The sequence below is a fragment of the Serratia sp. Sp408 genome, assembly GCF_057180665.1.
The window spans coordinates 1,166,595-1,184,613 of the sequence record NZ_JBXUFT010000001.1; the positions used below are offsets into that span (position 1 = coordinate 1,166,595).

Here is an 18,019-nt window from a genome sequence, read left to right on the forward strand (position 1 = left end):
ATCCTGTAGCTCGGGCGAGGCGGCGTTTTGCCGGTTACTACCAGTATAGATGCGCATTGAACACCGTATCACCGGGGCAGGCTCACCCCGGTGAGGACGGATTAAAAGCGGCTATCGACCGCATCGGCCAGCATTGCCAGCAGTTGCTCGCTGTCGGACCAGCTCAGGCACGGATCGGTGATCGACTGGCCGTAGGTCAACGGTTGGCCGGCGACGATTTTTTGCGTGCCTTCCACCAGGAAGCTTTCCGCCATTACGCCCACCACGGCGGCAGAGCCGGCGCGAATCTGCTGGCAGATATTCTCGGCGACGTCCAGTTGGCGGCGATGCAGCTTTTGGCAGTTGCCATGGCTGAAATCAATCACCAGGTGTTCCGGCAGGTCAAACTCGCGCAGGCTATCACAGGCGGCGACGATATCCGTCGCATGGTAGTTCGGCGTTTTGCCGCCGCGCATGATGATATGGCCGTAAGGGTTGCCGCTGGTCTGGTAAATGGTCATCTGGCCGTTTTTGTCTGGCGAAAGGAACATATGGCCGGCGCGTGCGGCACGGATGGCGTCAATGGCAATGCGGGTATTGCCGTCGGTACCATTTTTGAAACCGACCGGGCATGACAGCGCAGACGCCATTTCACGGTGGATTTGGCTTTCGGTAGTACGTGCGCCGATGGCTCCCCAACTGATCAGGTCGGCAATATATTGCCCGATCACCATATCAAGAAATTCGGTGGCGGTCGGCAGGCCGAGTTGATTAACGTCGAGCAACAGTTTGCGCGCCATTTCGATGCCGCGATTGACCTGATAGCTGCCGTCAAGATCGGGATCGGAAATCAAGCCTTTCCAGCCCACCACGGTGCGTGGTTTCTCGAAATAGGTGCGCATAACGATTTCCAGCCGATGCTGATAACGTTGGCGCAGTCCATTAAGTCGGCTGGCGTAATCCATGGCTGCATCCAGATCGTGAATGGAGCAGGGGCCGATCACCACCAGCAGGCGCGAGTCTTCGCCTGACAGGATCCGTTCAATGCGTTTTCGTGACGCCGTCACGTTATCCGCCACTGCCGGTGAAATCGGCAGCTTGTCCGCCAGCGCTTGCGGCGTAACCAGGCTGTCGATGCGCGCGGTCCGCAATTCATCTGTTTTGTGCATGATTATCTCTGAAACTGTTCTTCTCTGCGGCAGGAGTACCGGGAAGTGATGGCGATCACAATAACGCAAAAACGGCCGATTTCAACCGTTCAACGCGATAACTGTTGAGCAAAACCGACAAAAATTGATAAATACCGCTGGCGAGGAATGTTCGGCAGCGGTTTGCTGCCGAGCAGGGTTAAAACATTCGACGGCTCATGCCGAGAATATCGAGAATTTTGGTGGAAATTTCCTCGACGGAGTAGTTGGTGGAATTCAGATAGCGGATTTGATTTTTACGGAACAATGCTTCGACTTCGGCAATTTCCATCCGACACTGGCGCAACGACGCATAACGGCTGTTTTCGCGGCGCTCTTCACGAATGGCTGCCAGTCGTTCCGGGTTAATCGTCAGGCCGAACAGTTTATGTTGAAACGGCTTCAGCGCGGCGGGTAAATGCAAATTGTCCATATCGTCGGCGATAAACGGGTAGTTGGCTGCACGAATGCCAAACTGCATGGCCAGATAGAGGCTGGTAGGGGTTTTGCCGCAGCGCGATACACCGAGCAGGATCACCTGCGCCTGATCGAGGTTGCGTAGTGAAATACCGTCATCATGCGCCAGCGTGTAATCAATGGCCGCGATGCGCGCGTCATATTTGCCCAGGTTGCTTTCCGTCAACCCATGGGTACGATTGGGCACCGGTGTCGGTTCGACATCCAGTTCCCCCTGCAACGGGCCGACCAGCGCCTGCACGATATCCTGGCAGAATCCTTCGCTCTGGGTGATGACGTTACGTACTTCCGGCGAAATGATCGAATAAAACACCAGTGGCCGCACGCCGGTCTGTTGATAAATTTCGTTGATTTGCTGGCTGACGGCCCGCGCGCGCGCTTCGGTTTCGACAAACGGCAGGGTAAAGGTGGTTGCCTTGACCGGAAATTGCGACAGTACCGCGTGGCCGAGCACCTCGGCGGTGATCGCCGTGCCATCCGAAATATAAAATACGCTTCTTTCCACCCGTGACTCCTTAACTGAAAAATACGTTTCCTGCTGCGGCAAGGCGATGGCCTGTCGTTCAAACATAATGGGCTCCAGAGTATTCGGCGGTAAAGAGGCTAGCAAAAAAACTGTGATGCCAACGGATTCCACAGTGGTTAGCCAACCGAAAAGCGCAAAAATAAGAACATTCCGGCAATTTTGGTTTTTGAAATTGAATTTTGATTTTTATAAAAAGCGATAGCCAATTATTCTCGGTCGATTGAGCTGTATATCGATGATAATTTCAACAGAAGGCTGGCAATTCGCCTTGCTGTTAAATAAGAATTGAAAATATACGTAATTTGTTGAATTTACGTGTTTTAGCGCGCCAGAGACCGGTTTCTGCGGCAAAAAGACCGTTTAGGTAATTCTCTTAAAATCCATTTTCTTCATCGGGTTGATCGATTCACCTTTCCATTTCTTATGGATGATTGTGCTAGTCTGGTTCGGCCCCAAATAAGGGCGAACAACGCAATTGAATTAAATCCGTCTATACCCTACTGATAGCAATAAGGATTGTCTCGATGTCCAATAATGGCCCAGACTTGCGTAATGTGCTTTGGTACAACCAGCTTGGCATGCACGACGTTGACCGTGTTGGCGGCAAAAATGCATCGCTCGGTGAAATGATCACCAATCTGTCCGATCTGGGCGTGGCCGTGCCAAATGGCTTTGCCACTACTGCCCAGGCGTTTAACGATTTCCTCGAACAAAGCGGTGTCAACCAGCGCATTTATCAGTTACTGGATCAAACTGACGTTGATGACGTCACCCAACTGGCCAAGGCCGGCGCGCAGATTCGCCAATGGGTTATCGATACCCCGTTCCATGCGGAGTTCGAGCGCGAAATCACCCTGGCTTATCAGCAATTGGCCGATGGCGAACCGGAAGCCTCCTTTGCCGTGCGCTCTTCCGCCACCGCCGAGGACATGCCCGATGCGTCGTTTGCCGGCCAGCAGGAAACCTTCCTGAACGTGCAAGGCATCGATGCCGTGATGATTGCCATCAAACACGTGTTCGCATCGCTGTTCAATGACCGCGCCATTTCCTATCGCGTGCATCAGGGCTACGATCACCGCGGCGTGGCGCTATCCGCCGGCGTGCAACGCATGGTGCGCTCCGATCTGGCATCGTCCGGCGTGATGTTCACCATCGATACCGAATCCGGTTTTGATCAGGTGGTGTTTATCACCTCGGCATACGGTTTGGGTGAAATGGTGGTGCAGGGTGCGGTTAACCCGGACGAATTCTATGTGCACAAGCCGACGCTGCTGAACGGCAAACCGGCCATCGTGCGCCGCAATGTCGGTTCCAAAAAAATCCGCATGGTGTATGCGCCGTCGCAGGACCACGGCAAGCAGGTGGCGATTGAAGACGTGCCAGAGGCGCAACGCAATCGTTTCTCTCTGAGCGACGATGAAGTACAGGCGCTGGCGCATCAGGCAATCCTGATTGAAAAACACTATGGCCGACCGATGGATATCGAGTGGGCGAAAGACGGCCACACCGGCAAACTGCTGATCGTCCAGGCGCGTCCGGAAACCGTGCGCTCCAATGGGCAGGTGATGGAACGCTATCAACTCAACGGCAGCAGCAAGGTACTGGTAGAAGGCCGCGCCATTGGTCATCGTATCGGTGCCGGCCCGGTGAAAGTGATCCATGACATCAGCGAAATGGATCGCATCCAGCCGGGCGACGTGCTGGTGACCGACATGACCGATCCGGACTGGGAACCGATCATGAAGAAGGCGGCGGCGATCGTTACCAACCGCGGCGGTCGTACCTGCCATGCGGCAATCATTGCGCGTGAGCTGGGCATTCCGGCGGTCGTGGGCTGCGGCCACGCCACCGACGTGCTGAAAGACGGCCAAAAGGTGACGATATCCTGTGCCGAAGGCGATACCGGCTACGTTTACCAAGACATGCTGGACTTTACCGTGCAGAGCTCCGAAGTGAACGAGCTGCCGCAACTGCCACTGAAGATCATGATGAACGTCGGTAACCCGGATCGTGCCTTTGACTTTGCCTGCCTGCCAAACGAAGGTGTCGGTCTGGCGCGTTTGGAGTTCATCATCAACCGGATGATCGGCGTGCACCCACGCGCGCTGCTGGAGTTCGACCAGCAAACGCCGGAGTTGCAGCGTGAAATCAAGGGGCTGATGCATGGCTATGACCATCCGGTGGAATTCTATGTCGGTCGTCTGACCGAAGGGATCGCGACGCTGGGCGCGGCGTTTTGGCCAAAACGCGTTATTGTGCGGTTGTCCGATTTCAAGTCCAACGAGTATGCCAACCTGGTCGGCGGTGAAAAATACGAGCCACATGAAGAAAACCCGATGCTGGGTTTCCGCGGCGCCGGTCGCTACGTTTCAGACAGCTTCCGTGATTGCTTCGCACTGGAATGTGAGGCGGTCAAGCGGGTACGCAACGAGATGGGGCTGACCAACGTGGAAATCATGGTGCCGTTCGTGCGCACCGTGGCGCAAGCGGAAGCGGTGGTTGCGGAACTGGGGCGTCAGGGGCTGAAGCGTGGCGAAAACGGGCTGAAAGTGATCATGATGTGCGAGATCCCGTCCAACGCGCTGCTGGCGGATCGGTTCCTTGAGCACTTTGATGGCTTCTCGATTGGCTCCAATGACATGACACAGCTGGCGCTGGGGCTGGATCGCGACTCCGGCGTGGTTTCAGAACTGTTTGACGAGCGTAACGACGCGGTGAAAGCGCTGCTGTCGATGGCGATTCAGGCAGCCAAGCGCCATGGTAAATATGTCGGTATTTGCGGTCAGGGTCCGTCAGACCATGAAGATTTTGCCGAGTGGTTGATGGAGCAGGGGATCGACAGCCTGTCACTTAATCCGGATACCGTGGTGCAAACCTGGATTAATTTGGCCAAGTAAAAATAAATTGCGCCGATAAGATATATTTCATTGAAAAAAGCCGCAGTGGTTATGCGGCTTTTTTATTTCCAGATGTAAGCGAGTATGGCAATAAATAATAATGTAGAAGAAAAGGACAAAAAAAAGCCCATCCTTGAAGACGGGCAAAGACTACACACAGCAATTCACATGTATGGCATTACATTGTTTGGAAAACTTGCTTGAAATTAGGGGGTTAAAGCAAGATATGGCAATAATACTAGGTACTTGGCTTAAATTAGTCATTAAGAATCGTCCTAATAAACCGATTAACCCCAAGTTTGTTATTCATTTTGTCAAATTACCGGCAAAAAAATAACCTGCATTTATTCGGCATGTTTAATCGTTTAAGCACAATTTATCATGAATCGGCTGGATATATTTCCGCTGATTTACTCAATTGGCGGTAACGGTGAAATAATTGAATCAGGCATCTGCCCATTAGCGGGCAGATGCCAAACGGATTACAGCTGTTCCAAATCCTTGGCGACCTCGTCGAGATCGGCCGTTGGTTCGGGAGCTTCGTTCATCCAGGCGGTCAGCAAACGGTATGATACCGCCAGCACGACCGGCCCGATAAACAGCCCGATCATGCCAAACGCCAGCAGGCCGCCAATCACGCCGGACAGGATCAGAATCATTGGCAAGTCTGCGCCCATGCGGATCAACACCGGGCGCAGGAAGTTGTCGAGGGTGCCGACCACGCAGCTCCACACCAGCAATACCGTGCCCCAGGTGGTGTCACCGCTCCAATACAGCCAGATAATCGCCGGGATCAGCACCGGCAATGGCCCCAGTTGCGCGACGCAGAAGATGAACATCAGCACCGCCAGCAGGGTGGCGGCCGGGATGCCGGTTATCGCCAGGCCAATCGCACCCAGTACCGACTGCACCAGCGCGGTAACCACCACACCCAAAGCGACGGCACGAATAGCCTGACCGCCCAGCAGTACCGCCGCGTCGCCACGTTCGGCACCCAGACGTACCGCAAAGTGGCGGATGCCCAATGCCACCTGTTCGCCGCGGGCGTAAAGCAGCACGCTGAACAATACCATCAGCGAACAGTGCATCAGGAAACGGCCAATGTGCGCGGCCTGGGCCGCGAACCAGGTGGCTGTCTGGCCGAAGTAGGGTTGTACCTTGGCAATCAGTGCGCCGCCACCGCTGTTGATCAGGGTGTGATAACTGCTGTAGACCTTGTCACCGATCATTGGAATGGAATTCAACCAGGCCAGATCGGGAATATGCACTTTGCCTGGCGTACTGGCCCAGGCGACGATCGGCGCGCTGTTATCCACCACGCTATTTACCAGCAGCGCAATCGGCATCACGAATAGCACGATCAGAATCAGTGTCATGACCAGCACCGCCAGTGAACGTCGTCCCCACAGCAGATTCTGTAATTTAATCAATAACGGCCAGGTGGCGATGACCACCATGCTGGCCCAGGCGAAGCCAAGTATAAAAGGTTGAACCACCCAAAAGCAGGCAACGATCATTATGGCAATGAACATCACGCCAAAGATAATTCTTGGCAAATCATATCGCGGTTGTGGGACTGTCATGAAAGGGTTCTCATCCTATTAGGTAAATTCCTTTGCTCCGTCTGATAATCATGATGCATTTTTGCCAAATTTCACAGTGCGGCGCACAATTTGCCGTGCGGGGTGAGGCCGGTTGCCGTTGTTGAGCGTCAGCAGTCAGCGGCGTAAATGCCGCGCGATTAATTGGTTATCTGCTACTGAGAAGTATGATAGTTTTTAACGATAACCAAAACAGGCTGGGCCTGACTCCAGGCTCGGTCAGGCGTTCAAATTAGACAGACAGGCGCATAAAAAGCAATGATCCCACAGATTTCTCAGGCTCCCGGCCTCGTTCAACGGGTGCTCGATTTTTTGGCGGCGTTAAAACAACACGGATTCAATGGCGATATTGCCACCAGTTACGCCGATCGCCTGACCATGGCGACCGATAACAGTATCTATCAACTACTGCCCGATGCGGTGGTATTCCCGCGCTCAACCAGCGACGTGGCGCTGCTTGCCCGGCTGGCCGCAGACGAAAAATTCAGCTCGCTGACCTTTAGCCCACGCGGTGGCGGCACCGGCACCAACGGCCAGTCGCTTAACAGCGGCATCGTGGTGGACATGTCGCGCCATATGAATCGCATACTGGATATCAACCTGGAACAAGGCTGGGTTCGGGTTGAGGCCGGGGTTATCAAGGATCAGCTCAACCAATACCTCAAGCCGTTCGGCTACTTCTTCTCGCCGGAACTGTCGACCAGCAACCGCGCTACCCTGGGCGGTATGATCAACACCGATGCCTCAGGGCAAGGATCGCTGGTGTATGGCAAAACGTCCGATCACGTACTGGGACTGCGCGCCGTATTGCTGGGTGGCGAGATGCTCGACACGCGCGCCATGCCGACGGCGTTGGCGGAAACGATTGCTTTGGAGAATACCCAGGAAGGGCGCATTTATCACACCGTATTGCATCGCTGCCGCGAGCAGCGCGCGCTGATTGTGGATAAATTCCCCAAGCTCAACCGGTTCCTGACCGGCTACGATCTGCGGCATGTGCTGAGTGACGATCTGCAAACCTTCGATCTGACGCGCATCCTGACCGGCGCCGAAGGAACGCTGGCGTTTATCACCGAAGCCCGACTGAACATTACGCCATTGCCGAAAGTACGGCGATTGGTGAACGTCAAATATGACTCGTTCGATTCGGCGTTGCGCAACGCGCCGTTTATGGTTGAGGCCAAGGCACTGTCGGTAGAAACCATCGACTCCAAGGTTTTGAATCTGGCGCGGGAAGATATTGTCTGGCATTCGGTCAGCGAGTTGATCACCAACGTGCCGGACAAACAGATGTTGGGGTTGAATATCGTTGAGTTCGCCGGCGACGATGAGCCGCTGATTGAACAGCAACTGGACAGCCTGTGCCAACGGCTGGATGCGCTGATCGCCGATCGTCAGGCCGGGGTGATCGGCTATCAGGTCTGTGGCGATCTCAACGGCATCGAGCGTATTTACAATATGCGCAAAAAGGCGGTTGGGCTGCTGGGCAACGCCAAAGGACAGGCCAAACCGATCCCGTTTGCCGAAGATACCTGCGTACCGCCGCAGCATCTGGCTGATTATATCGTCGAATTCCGCCAACTGCTTGATAGCCATAATCTCAGCTACGGCATGTTCGGCCATGTTGACGCTGGCGTGTTGCACGTGCGCCCGGCGCTGGATATGTGCGATCCGCAGCAGGAAATGCTGATGAAGCAGATTTCCGACCAGGTGGTGACGCTGACCGCCAAATACGGCGGTTTGCTGTGGGGAGAGCACGGTAAAGGTTTCCGTGCGGAATACAGCCCGGCATTCTTTGGCGACACGCTGTTCGAAGAGCTGCGCCGTATCAAGGCAGCGTTCGATCCGGACAACCGGCTGAATCCGGGCAAGATCTGTCCGCCGCTTGGCGTGGATGCGCCGATGATGCAAGTCGACGCCGAAAAGCGCGGTACCCTCGACCGCCGCATCCCGATCGCGGTGCGCAGTTCGTTCCGTGGTGCCATGGAGTGCAACGGTAATGGCCTGTGTTTCAACTTTGACGTGCGCAGTCCGATGTGCCCATCGATGAAAATCACTGGCAGTCGCATTCATTCGCCAAAGGGGCGGGCGGCGCTGGTGCGTGAATGGCTGCGCCTGTTGAGCGAGCAGGGGGTTGATCCGCTGGCGCTGGAAAAGACGTTGCCACAGCAGCGGCTGAGCTTCCGCGTGCTGATCGAAAAAACCCGCAACAGCTGGTATGCCGGCAAGGGCGAGTACGATTTTTCGCATGAGGTCAAAGAGGCGATGTCCGGCTGCCTGGCCTGCAAGGCCTGCTCCACCCAGTGCCCGATCAAGATTGACGTGCCGGGATTCCGCTCGCGTTTTCTGCAGCTGTACCACACCCGTTATCTGCGTCCGGCGCGAGACTACATGGTGGCCGGGGTTGAAAGCTATACGCCGCTGATGGCGAAAGCGCCGAAGGTGTTCAACTTTTTCTTCAAGCAGCCGTGGCTGCGTGAACTGAGCCGCAATGCGATCGGCATGGTTGACTTGCCGATGTTGTCGAGCCCGACGCTGCGCCAGCAACTCAGCGGGCATCAGGCTACCACCATGACGCTGGAGCAGTTGGAAGCGTTAGCGCCGGCCGATCGCGAGCACTATGTGCTGATCGTCCAGGATCCGTTCACCAGTTATTACGATGCCAAAGTGGTTGCCGATTTCGTTCGGTTGGCGGAAAAACTGGGTTATAAACCGGTACTGCTGCCATTTTCACCCAACGGCAAGGCGCAGCACGTTAAAGGCTTCCTGACGCGGTTCGCCAAAACCGCGCGCAAGACTGCCGATTTTCTTAACCGCGTCGCCAAACTGGAGATGCCGCTGGTGGGGGTCGATCCGGCTCTGGTGCTGTGCTATCGCGACGAATATCATGAAATACTCGGCGAATCGCGCGGTAACTTCCAGGTTCTGCTGGTGCATGAATGGCTGCGGCAGCGGTTGGTGGATCGTGCCGAACAGCCGGCCACCGGCGAAGCCTGGTATTTGTTCGGCCACTGTACCGAAACCACCGCGCTGCCGGCCAGCAGCCAGCAATGGGCCGATATCTTTGCCCGTTTTGGCGCCAAACTGGAAAACGTCAGCGTCGGTTGCTGCGGTATGGCCGGCACCTACGGGCATGAAAGTAAAAATCTGCAAAATTCGCTCGGCATTTATGAGTTATCATGGCACCAGGCGCTGCAACGCTTGCCACGTCAACGTTGTCTGGCGACCGGCTATTCCTGCCGCAGCCAGGTCAAGCGCATTGAGGGCAATGGCGTGCGGCATCCATTACAGGCCCTGTTGGAGATGATAGCGTGAAGCTATGGAAACGACACACCACCCTGGAACAGCTTAACCATTCCAGCGCTGGTTGCATGGTGAGCCATATCGGCATTGAATTCACCCGGATTGGCGACGATTACCTTGAAGCCACCATGCCGGTAGATAACCGCACCACCCAGCCGTTCGGCCTGCTGCACGGCGGCGCGTCGGTGGTGTTGGCGGAATCGATGGGGTCGATGGCGGGGTATTTGTGCACCGAAGGCGAACAGAAAGTGGTTGGGGTGGAGATTAATGCCAATCATCTGCGCGCGGTGTTCGAAGGCCAGGTGCGCGGCGTATGCCGTGCGCTGCATGCCGGCCGGCGTAATCAGGTCTGGCAGATTGAAATTTTCGATGCCCGTGACAAACTGTGCTGCATTTCGCGTCTGACTACCGCGGTGATTGAATAACGACCGGCCCTGCGGGCGCCTCGGCCTGCAGGGCTCGTTGCCGTAGCCGGGTTTGCTGCTGGATCAGCGAATACGCCACATAATACTTATAAATATTACTGACATACTGTACCGTTTCCCGGCCAATGCGCGCCGCCGCAACCCGTTCGACATTATTAAACCACACGTTGCGATCCAACCCGATCCGTGCCGCCTCCTTGCGTAGCAGGGCGATGCGGCGTGGGCCGGCGTTATAGGCGGCAAAGGTGAACAGCAGCTTGTCCAGATGAGTCATGGGTTCGTTGGCATAATAACGGTCCATCATAAAACGGATGTATTTGATCCCGGCATTGATATTGGGCTCCAATTGGCGAATATCGCCGACGTTCAACTCCCGGCCGGTTGCTGGCATCACCTGCATCACGCCAATGGCGCCCGCCTTACTGCGCACCCGCTGATCGAGCCGCGACTCCTGATAACCCTGTGCAACCATCAGTAACCAATCGATACCATACTGATTACCGTATTTATGAAACAGATCGCGCACCTGAATGAATTTTTGCATTTCCGCGTGCCGGGTGGCGTTTTTCACCCATTGGGTGCTCTTCAGGTACTTTTTGAGTTGAATATTGCCGAAGGTGCTGCCAATTTTGTGCCGATCGCAAAACAGGTCGAGCTGGGCCTTCAAGAGCGGTGAATGCTTGCGCATTGCCAACGCAATCTGGCGGTCCTGGCGTAAGAACAGCTGCGGTTCAATGACGATATCGGCAAATATCTGCTGCCAGAACAGGGCCAGATACCGGTCGGTAACGCTGTAATCCACCAGGCCGGCGTTGAGCATTTCCAGCACATCCTCTGGCTCAAAGTTGCCTGGCGCGGGTTGTATTTCGACCGGCGGATGCCGTTGCTGTTTCAGCGTCCGGTTCAACTGCTCAAGGCTTTGATAGTAGCTGCTGGTGGGATTGACAAAAACGGTTTTGCCAGCCAGTGCGGTCAAGGACCTCACCGCTGGGGCATGGCGGTGACGCACCACCACTTCATGCACCTGGCTGGCTAATGGCGTGCTGAAGTCGACCAGCGCCAGGCGCTGTGGCGTGATGGTCAGGTCGGCGGCAATGATATCGCCGCGTCCCGCCAGCAGTTCCGGGATTAACCGATCGCGAGCGGTGGGAATGAACACCAGTCGAATCTTGTCCGCCGGGTTTGTGTGGTGCTGGTTGAGCTGCTTTTCCAGCGCCAGCATTAAATCAGCCATCATGCCGCGCTGGGTGGTATCGGCGCTGAGGAAATAAAACGTCTTGCTGTAGGGCACCAACACCCGGACGATCCGCCGTTGTTGCATCATGTCCAGATCGCCCATGTGCACCTGGATTTGCGTTTGTAATTTCAAGGGAGGGGCGGCGGTGCTTGGCAAGGCGAGCACCCAGCCGCAGACTGCCAATAGCATGCCATAACGCAAGCTGGCCATAACACCCTCGCACGCAATACCCCTGTGCCAAGTATAGTCGTTGCGCCTTGCGTCGGCGGAAGATTATAACTGGAACGGTACCCGCTTGACGAAATCCTTCTGAAACGCATTGGCCTTTTCCCAGGTGCCTTCCATCGCGTATTTCTGGCAGATCAGCGTCAGGGTATGGCGAGCAAAATGGTAGCTTTGCACACGGAACAGCTGACAACGCTGCGGATTGTTGATTTCCACGATCAGTCGATTATGCAGCTTGCTCAATGCGTGCAGGTAACTTTCGTCATCGCCGTTTTCCAGGCAGAGATTGGCGATGTTCAGGCTGATGCCATTGAAGCGTTTCAAGTTATCGATGTTGCATTCCGGGCGCTTTAGGGCGGCTTCCGCCATGAAGAAGTCCACCGTTGCATCACGAATGCTGAACTTGTACTCATCGATTTTTCCGAGCAGCCAAGCGTTTATTGAGATGGTCATAGTTCCGCACCATGGTCTGAATGATAATCATTATCATATTGATTGGTGCCGTAACGATCAATCATCTTGTTGAAATTTTTCGCCTGCCTGTGGCGGTCGAAAACCACCGTGATTCGACCCTTTACTTGGCGCACAGCGACCCCATTTACTCAGTAGCGACTAAACTTTATACAGAAGGGCGGCGCGCTAACGGAGCGAAACAGCATCATTTAACGTTAAACGCATTTTTCAGACAGACAAGTCACAGAAATAGGTATTTTCTATGAATGTTTAAAATGGCAAAAAATGCTCGAGGTGGTTGAGCGTTTTCGCCGCCGGGGCGAGCGGTACGGTAATGGGTAAAGTGATTAAAATTCAAATGAATAAACAGGTTCATTCCCCATCCCAGTGCGTGGAGGCAGCGAAATCTCCAGCGCGCTTTCCATCGGCTGAGGTGAAAAACCGGGTTTTCAGCCGATACCCCCGCAAAACAAACGGTTGAAGTGATAATCATTATCACTAACATAGTCGATATAGCCTGATTTGGCTGTGATAGAGAAAACATGAGGTAGGCCATATGCAAACAGAAAATGTCGGTACTTTCTCGTTGGCAGAGAATGTCTGGCAAGGCATTTCCCTTAGCGACAGCGCCGTCAAGCAAATCATCAAGCTGATGCAGCAGGATCCGCAGGTCAAGGGGTTGCAGCTCGGGGTGAAACAGTCCGGCTGCGCCGGGTTTGCCTATGTGCTGGATCTGACCCGAGAACCGGCAGGCGATGACCTGCTGTTTGAGCGCGACGGCGCAAAGCTTTACGTGCCGCTGAAAGCGATGCCCTTTATCGATGGCACGACGGTCGATTTTGTCCGCGAAGGGCTGAATCAGATATTCAAATTCAACAACCCTAAAGCTCAACATGCCTGTGGGTGTGGCGAGAGTTTTGGCGTTTGAGCGATGTAATCAACATGACACGAAGCAATGTAGAAGTACCAAATGATGTACAGGCTTGGGTCAGTGAAGGTCGTTACAAGGAAGGCTTCTTTACCCAGGTGGCTACCGACGAGTTGGCCACCGGCATTAACGAAGAGGTGGTTCGCGCCATCTCGGCCAAGCGCAACGAACCTGAGTGGATGCTGGAGTTTCGGCTGGAAGCCTATCGCGCGTGGTTGCAAATGGAAGAGCCGCACTGGCTGAAAGCCAATTACGACCGGCTGAACTATCAGGATTACAGTTATTATTCGGCGCCGTCCTGCGGCAGCTGTGATGACGCCTGCGGTTCACAGCCGGGAGCGGAACAGCAGCCAGGCGCCCAACTGGCGGAAAACAGCTATCTGACCAGCGAAGTGGAGCTGGCGTTCAACCAGTTGGGCGTGCCGGTGCGTGAGGGCAGTGAAGTGGCGGTGGACGCCATCTTTGACTCGGTCTCCGTGGCGACCACCTATCGCGAAAAACTGGCCGAAAGCGGGGTGATTTTCTGTTCGTTCGGTGAGGCGATTCAGGAATACCCGGATCTGGTGCGTAAATATCTTGGGCGCGTCGTGCCCTCCAACGATAACTTTTTTGCCGCACTCAACGCGGCGGTGGCCTCTGATGGCACATTTGTCTACGTGCCGAAAGGGGTGCGTTGCCCGATGGAGCTGTCTACCTACTTCCGCATCAACGCCGCCAAAACCGGCCAGTTCGAACGAACCATTCTGATCGCCGACGAAGGTAGCTATGTCAGCTATATCGAAGGCTGCTCCGCCCCGGTACGCGACAGCTATCAGCTGCATGCGGCGGTGGTGGAAGTGATACTGCATAAAGATGCCGAAGTGAAGTATTCGACGGTGCAGAACTGGTTCTCCGGCGGCGACAGCAAGGGCGGTATTCTCAACTTCGTCACCAAGCGTGCCTTGTGTGAAGGGGCCAATTCGAAAATGTCCTGGACCCAGTCGGAAACCGGCTCGGCCATCACCTGGAAATATCCGAGCGTGATCTTGCAGGGGGACAATTCGATCGGTGAATTCTTCTCGGTCGCGCTGACCAGCGGTCACCAGCAGGCAGACACCGGCACCAAAATGATCCACATTGGCAAAAACACCAAATCAACCATTATTGCCAAGGGCATTTCCGCCGGTCACAGCGAAAATACCTATCGCGGTCTGGTCAAAATCCTGCCGGGGGCAGAAAACGCGCGCAACTTTACCCAGTGCGATTCGATGCTGATCGGTCCCGACAGCGGGGCGCATACCTTCCCGTACGTTGAGGCACGCAATAACAGCGCACAACTGGAACATGAAGCCACCACCTCGAAGATCGGTGACGACCAACTGTTCTATTGCCTGCAGCGTGGCATCAGCGAAGACGATGCTATTTCAATGATCGTCAACGGTTTTTGTAAGGATGTATTCTCCGAGCTGCCGCTGGAATTCGCGGTCGAGGCACAAAAACTTCTGGCAATCAGCCTGGAACACAGCGTCGGTTAATATTTGGGCGGAAAAACGCCACCAGAGGACACAGCATGTTAAGTATCAAAGAGTTGAAAGTCAGCGCGGAAGGCAGTGAGATCCTCAAGGGTCTGAGCCTGGATATCAAGCCGGGTGAGGTTCACGCCATCATGGGGCCAAACGGCTCTGGCAAAAGTACGCTCTCTGCTACGCTGGCGGGACGCGAGGAATACGAGGTCACCGCCGGCGAAGTCATGTTCAAAGGCAAGGATTTACTGGCACTGGATCCGGAAGATCGCGCCGGTGAAGGCGTGTTTCTGGCCTTCCAGTACCCGGTGGAGATCCCCGGCGTCAGCAATCATTTCTTTCTGCAAACCTCGGTGAACGCGGTGCGCAAATACCGGGGCCTGGAGCCGCTGGACCGTTTCGATTTTGCCGATTTTATCGAAGAGAAGATTGCACTGCTGAATATGCCGGCCGACCTGCTGACGCGCTCGGTCAACGTCGGGTTTTCCGGCGGCGAGAAAAAACGCAATGACATTTTGCAAATGGCGGCGTTGGAGCCGGATCTGTGCATTCTGGATGAAACCGACTCCGGGCTGGACATCGACGCGTTGAAAATCGTCGCCAACGGCGTCAATTCGCTGCGTGACGGCAAACGGGCGTTTATCATCGTGACGCACTATCAGCGTATTCTGGATTACATCAAACCGGACTACGTTCACGTACTTTCTCAGGGGCGCATCGTTAAATCTGGTGATTTCTCTCTGGTGAAACAGTTGGAGGAGCAGGGCTATGGCTGGCTTTCCGACCAACAATAATTCTCGTGCACTGCAAACGCTCTACAGTCTGTTTGAAGCGCACGGCGGCGAACAATCGGCCTATGCCCTGGCACACTGGCAGCAGGCGTTACGACTGGGCTGGCCGACGCGCAAGCATGAAAACTGGAAGTATACGCCGCTGGAAGGGCTGCTCGAACGGCAGTTCGTCGCTCCGATCGTCAGCGACATCACCGCTGCGCAGCGTGATGCGCTGGCGCTGGACATTGATGCCTATCGCCTGGTGTTTGTCGACGGCCGTTACAGCGCGCAGCTGAGTGACGCCGATCTGGGCGACTATCAGTTTGAGGTGGCGAGTTATGCGAGCCCGCAGACGTTGCCGGAGCCGATTCAGCCGGAAATTTTCCTGCATCTGACCGAAAGCCTGGCGCAGGAAACCAGCCTGATTCGCTTGCCGGCCGGTAAAGTCGGCGTACGCCCGCTGTATCTGCTGCACATCAGCAGCGGTCGCGGCGAAGCAGGGGAAATCAATACCGTTCACCATCGCCACCATCTGGACATCGCACGCGGCGCACAGGCCAGCGTTATCGAACATTACGTCAGCCTGAACGAACGGGCCCATTTTACTGGCGCACGCCTGACGGCCAACGTCGGCGACAACGCAGAACTGCAGCACAGTAAACTGGCGTTTGAAAGCCAGCCGAGCTACCACTTCTCGCATAACGATCTGGTGATCGGCCGCGACGCGCGGGTGAAGAGTGACAGCTTCCTGCTTGGCGCCGGGCTGACGCGTCACAACACCAGCGCCCAGCTTAACGGCGAAGGCAGCAACCTGGCGATCAACAGCCTGATCTTGCCGATAGGCAAGGAGGTGTGTGATACGCGCACCTATCTGGAGCACAACAAGGGCTTTTGCGAGAGTCGTCAGTTGCATAAGACGGTGGTCAGCGATCGTGCCAAGGCGGTGTTCAACGGCATGATCAAAGTGGCGAAGCACGCGATCAAAACCGACGGACAGATGACCAACCATAACCTGTTGCTGGGTAACGTGGCGGAAGTGGATACCAAACCACAGCTGGAAATCTACGCCGATGACGTCAAATGCAGCCACGGCGCAACGGTCGGTCGTATCGATCAGGAACAGATCTTCTATCTGCAGTCGCGCGGCATCAGTCGGCACGACGCCCAGCAAATGATTATCTTCGCCTTTGCCGCCGAATTGACTGAAGGCATTAAAGACGACGCCATTCGTGAACAGGTGCTGGCGCAGATCACCCGGCGTTTGCCGCGGGAGGCAGCATGAGCTATCCAATAGAACGTGTGCGCAGTGATTTCCCGCTCTTGGCGCGTGAGGTCAACGGCAAGCCGCTGGCTTACCTCGACAGCGCGGCCAGCGCGCAGAAACCGAATGTGGTGATCGAACGTGAAGCCGACTTCTATCGCCATGGCTATGCCGCAGTACACCGCGGCATTCATACGCTCAGCGCTGAAGCGACGCAGCAGATGGAAGCGGTGCGCGCCCAGGTCGCACAGTTTATCAATGCCGCCTCGGCGGAAGAAGTCGTGTTCGTCAAAGGCACCACCGAAGGTATCAACCTGGTGGCCAACAGCTATGGTCGCCATCTGTTGCAGCCGGGCGACAGCATCGTCATTAGCGAGATGGAGCACCATGCCAACATCGTGCCGTGGCAGATGCTGGCGCAGGAGCGGGGGCTGACGCTGCGCATCTGGCCATTGCAGCAGGACGGCACGCTGGATATCCACCAGTTGCCTGCGCTGTTGGACGGTACCACTCGGCTGCTGGCGCTGACGCATGTTTCCAACGTACTGGGCACCGTCAACCCGCTAAGCGATATCATCGCGCAAGCACATGCCGCCGGCGTCAAGGTGCTGGTGGACGGCGCTCAGGCGGTGATGCATCAGCAGCTTGACGTGCAGGCGCTGGACTGCGACTTCTATGTCTTCTCGGGACACAAGCTGTACGGCCCTACCGGCATCGGCGTGTTGTATGCCAAACAGGCGCTGTTGCAACAGATGCCGCCGTGGGAAGGCGGCGGTTCGATGATCCAGCAGGTTAGCCTGACCAGCGGCACCACCTACGCCGAGCCACCGTGGCGTTTTGAAGCTGGTTCACCCAACACCGCTGGCATGATGGGGCTGGGCGCGGCGCTGGATTATGTATCGCAACTGGGGCTGGACCGAATCCATGAATATGAGCAGTCGCTGATGCACTACGCGCTGGAAGCGCTGCAACAGGTGCCACAGCTGCAGATCTACGGCCCGAGTGAGCGCGCCGGGGTAATTGCCTTCAACCTCGGCCGGCACCATGCCTATGATGTGGGCAGCTTCCTCGATCGCTACGGTATCGCCATTCGTACTGGTCACCATTGCGCCATGCCGCTGATGGCATTTTATCAGGTACCGAGCATGTGCCGTGCTTCACTGGCGTTGTACAATACCCGGGAAGACGTGGATCGACTGGTGGCCGGTCTGCAGCGAATTCAGCAGCTGCTGGGCTGATAGCCCG

The 18,019-nt window shown here is 55.6% G+C and carries 13 protein-coding genes and 1 other RNA gene; 8 read left to right on the forward strand and 6 right to left on the reverse strand.

Features of this window, described 5'->3' with window-relative positions:
• Nucleotides 1–101: 101 nt before the first annotated feature.
• Together AC2AXP_RS05540 and ppsR are read right to left on the reverse strand one after the other, a co-directional pair.
• A complete protein-coding gene (locus tag AC2AXP_RS05540; protein ID WP_004963591.1) occupies nt 102–1,148 on the reverse strand; it encodes a 3-deoxy-7-phosphoheptulonate synthase in 1,047 nt (348 codons plus the stop codon).
• Nucleotides 1,149–1,326: 178 nt separating this feature from the next.
• Nucleotides 1,327–2,148 (reverse strand): posphoenolpyruvate synthetase regulatory kinase/phosphorylase PpsR, encoded by an 822-nt coding sequence (gene ppsR / locus AC2AXP_RS05545; RefSeq protein WP_039992753.1) that lies wholly within the window; start codon nt 2,146–2,148, stop codon nt 1,327–1,329.
• Nucleotides 2,149–2,693: 545 nt separating this feature from the next.
• On the opposite strand from ppsR, the gene ppsA reads away from it, so the two are divergent.
• Entirely contained in the window at nt 2,694–5,066 is a 2,373-nt protein-coding gene (gene ppsA / locus AC2AXP_RS05550) for a phosphoenolpyruvate synthase (protein WP_004963587.1), read from the forward strand.
• Between the two features lie 115 nt (nt 5,067–5,181).
• Here the strand turns inward: ppsA and rprA are convergent.
• An RNA gene (gene rprA / locus AC2AXP_RS05555) (antisense sRNA RprA) lies at nt 5,182–5,292 on the reverse strand.
• Between the two features lie 256 nt (nt 5,293–5,548).
• Nucleotides 5,549–6,649: an AI-2E family transporter YdiK gene (ydiK, locus tag AC2AXP_RS05560; protein WP_039992155.1), complete on the reverse strand. Its 1,101-nt coding sequence runs from the start codon at nt 6,647–6,649 to the stop codon at nt 5,549–5,551.
• 276 nt (nt 6,650–6,925) lie between these two features.
• Between ydiK and ydiJ the strand changes: the two genes are divergently transcribed.
• A complete protein-coding gene (gene ydiJ / locus AC2AXP_RS05565) occupies nt 6,926–9,982 on the forward strand; it encodes a D-2-hydroxyglutarate dehydrogenase YdiJ (RefSeq protein WP_484381466.1) in 3,057 nt (1,018 codons plus the stop codon).
• Nucleotides 9,979–10,395, forward strand: coding sequence for a hotdog fold thioesterase (locus tag AC2AXP_RS05570; RefSeq protein WP_039992153.1), 417 nt, complete (start codon nt 9,979–9,981; stop codon nt 10,393–10,395). Before ydiJ ends, AC2AXP_RS05570 begins: the two co-directional genes overlap by 4 nt.
• On the opposite strand, the gene AC2AXP_RS05575 is transcribed toward AC2AXP_RS05570, so the two are convergent.
• Both AC2AXP_RS05575 and AC2AXP_RS05580 read right to left on the reverse strand, forming a co-directional pair.
• Nucleotides 10,376–11,842, reverse strand: a complete 1,467-nt coding sequence (locus AC2AXP_RS05575) for an MltF family protein (RefSeq protein WP_484381467.1) — start codon at nt 11,840–11,842, stop codon at nt 10,376–10,378. The two genes, AC2AXP_RS05570 and AC2AXP_RS05575, sit on opposite strands and share 20 nt — an antisense overlap.
• A gap of 63 nt (nt 11,843–11,905) precedes the next feature.
• Nucleotides 11,906–12,310 carry a hypothetical protein gene (locus tag AC2AXP_RS05580; protein WP_004963569.1) on the reverse strand — a complete coding sequence of 135 codons (405 nt, stop codon included), beginning with the start codon at nt 12,308–12,310 and terminating at the stop codon, nt 11,906–11,908.
• Between the two features lie 556 nt (nt 12,311–12,866).
• Here AC2AXP_RS05580 and sufA point away from each other — a divergent pair.
• The 5 genes from sufA to sufS are packed head-to-tail and all read left to right on the forward strand — an operon-like array spanning nt 12,867 to nt 18,012.
• Nucleotides 12,867–13,238, forward strand: coding sequence for a Fe-S cluster assembly scaffold SufA (gene sufA / locus AC2AXP_RS05585; RefSeq protein WP_004963562.1), 372 nt, complete (start codon nt 12,867–12,869; stop codon nt 13,236–13,238).
• 14 nt (nt 13,239–13,252) lie between these two features.
• Nucleotides 13,253–14,752, forward strand: coding sequence for a Fe-S cluster assembly protein SufB (sufB, locus tag AC2AXP_RS05590; protein WP_004963559.1), 1,500 nt, complete (start codon nt 13,253–13,255; stop codon nt 14,750–14,752).
• A 35-nt stretch (nt 14,753–14,787) separates the two neighbouring features.
• Complete coding sequence (gene sufC / locus AC2AXP_RS05595) at nt 14,788–15,534, forward strand: Fe-S cluster assembly ATPase SufC (protein ID WP_004963556.1); 747 nt, start codon at nt 14,788–14,790, stop codon at nt 15,532–15,534.
• Nucleotides 15,509–16,795 (forward strand): Fe-S cluster assembly protein SufD, encoded by a 1,287-nt coding sequence (gene sufD / locus AC2AXP_RS05600; protein ID WP_198773157.1) that lies wholly within the window; start codon nt 15,509–15,511, stop codon nt 16,793–16,795. Before sufC ends, sufD begins: the two co-directional genes overlap by 26 nt.
• Nucleotides 16,792–18,012, forward strand: a complete 1,221-nt coding sequence (gene sufS / locus AC2AXP_RS05605) for a cysteine desulfurase SufS (protein ID WP_004963550.1) — start codon at nt 16,792–16,794, stop codon at nt 18,010–18,012. Before sufD ends, sufS begins: the two co-directional genes overlap by 4 nt.
• Nucleotides 18,013–18,019: the final 7 nt, after the last annotated feature.

Excerpts from the sequence above, each read along its gene's own strand:
- AC2AXP_RS05575 (WP_484381467.1), bottom strand. The coding sequence starts at position 11,842 with ATGGCCAGCTTGCGTTATGGCATGCTATTGGCAGTCTGCGGCTGGGTG.
- ppsA (WP_004963587.1), top strand. The coding sequence starts at position 2,694 with ATGTCCAATAATGGCCCAGACTTGCGTAATGTGCTTTGGTACAACCAG.
- AC2AXP_RS05580 (WP_004963569.1), bottom strand. The coding sequence starts at position 12,310 with ATGACCATCTCAATAAACGCTTGGCTGCTCGGAAAAATCGATGAGTAC.
- ydiK (WP_039992155.1), bottom strand. The coding sequence starts at position 6,649 with ATGACAGTCCCACAACCGCGATATGATTTGCCAAGAATTATCTTTGGC.
- AC2AXP_RS05540 (WP_004963591.1), bottom strand. The coding sequence starts at position 1,148 with ATGCACAAAACAGATGAATTGCGGACCGCGCGCATCGACAGCCTGGTT.
- sufS (WP_004963550.1), top strand. The coding sequence starts at position 16,792 with ATGAGCTATCCAATAGAACGTGTGCGCAGTGATTTCCCGCTCTTGGCG.
- sufD (WP_198773157.1), top strand. The coding sequence starts at position 15,509 with ATGGCTGGCTTTCCGACCAACAATAATTCTCGTGCACTGCAAACGCTC.
- sufA (WP_004963562.1), top strand. The coding sequence starts at position 12,867 with ATGCAAACAGAAAATGTCGGTACTTTCTCGTTGGCAGAGAATGTCTGG.
- ydiJ (WP_484381466.1), top strand. The coding sequence starts at position 6,926 with ATGATCCCACAGATTTCTCAGGCTCCCGGCCTCGTTCAACGGGTGCTC.
- sufC (WP_004963556.1), top strand. The coding sequence starts at position 14,788 with ATGTTAAGTATCAAAGAGTTGAAAGTCAGCGCGGAAGGCAGTGAGATC.
- sufB (WP_004963559.1), top strand. The coding sequence starts at position 13,253 with ATGACACGAAGCAATGTAGAAGTACCAAATGATGTACAGGCTTGGGTC.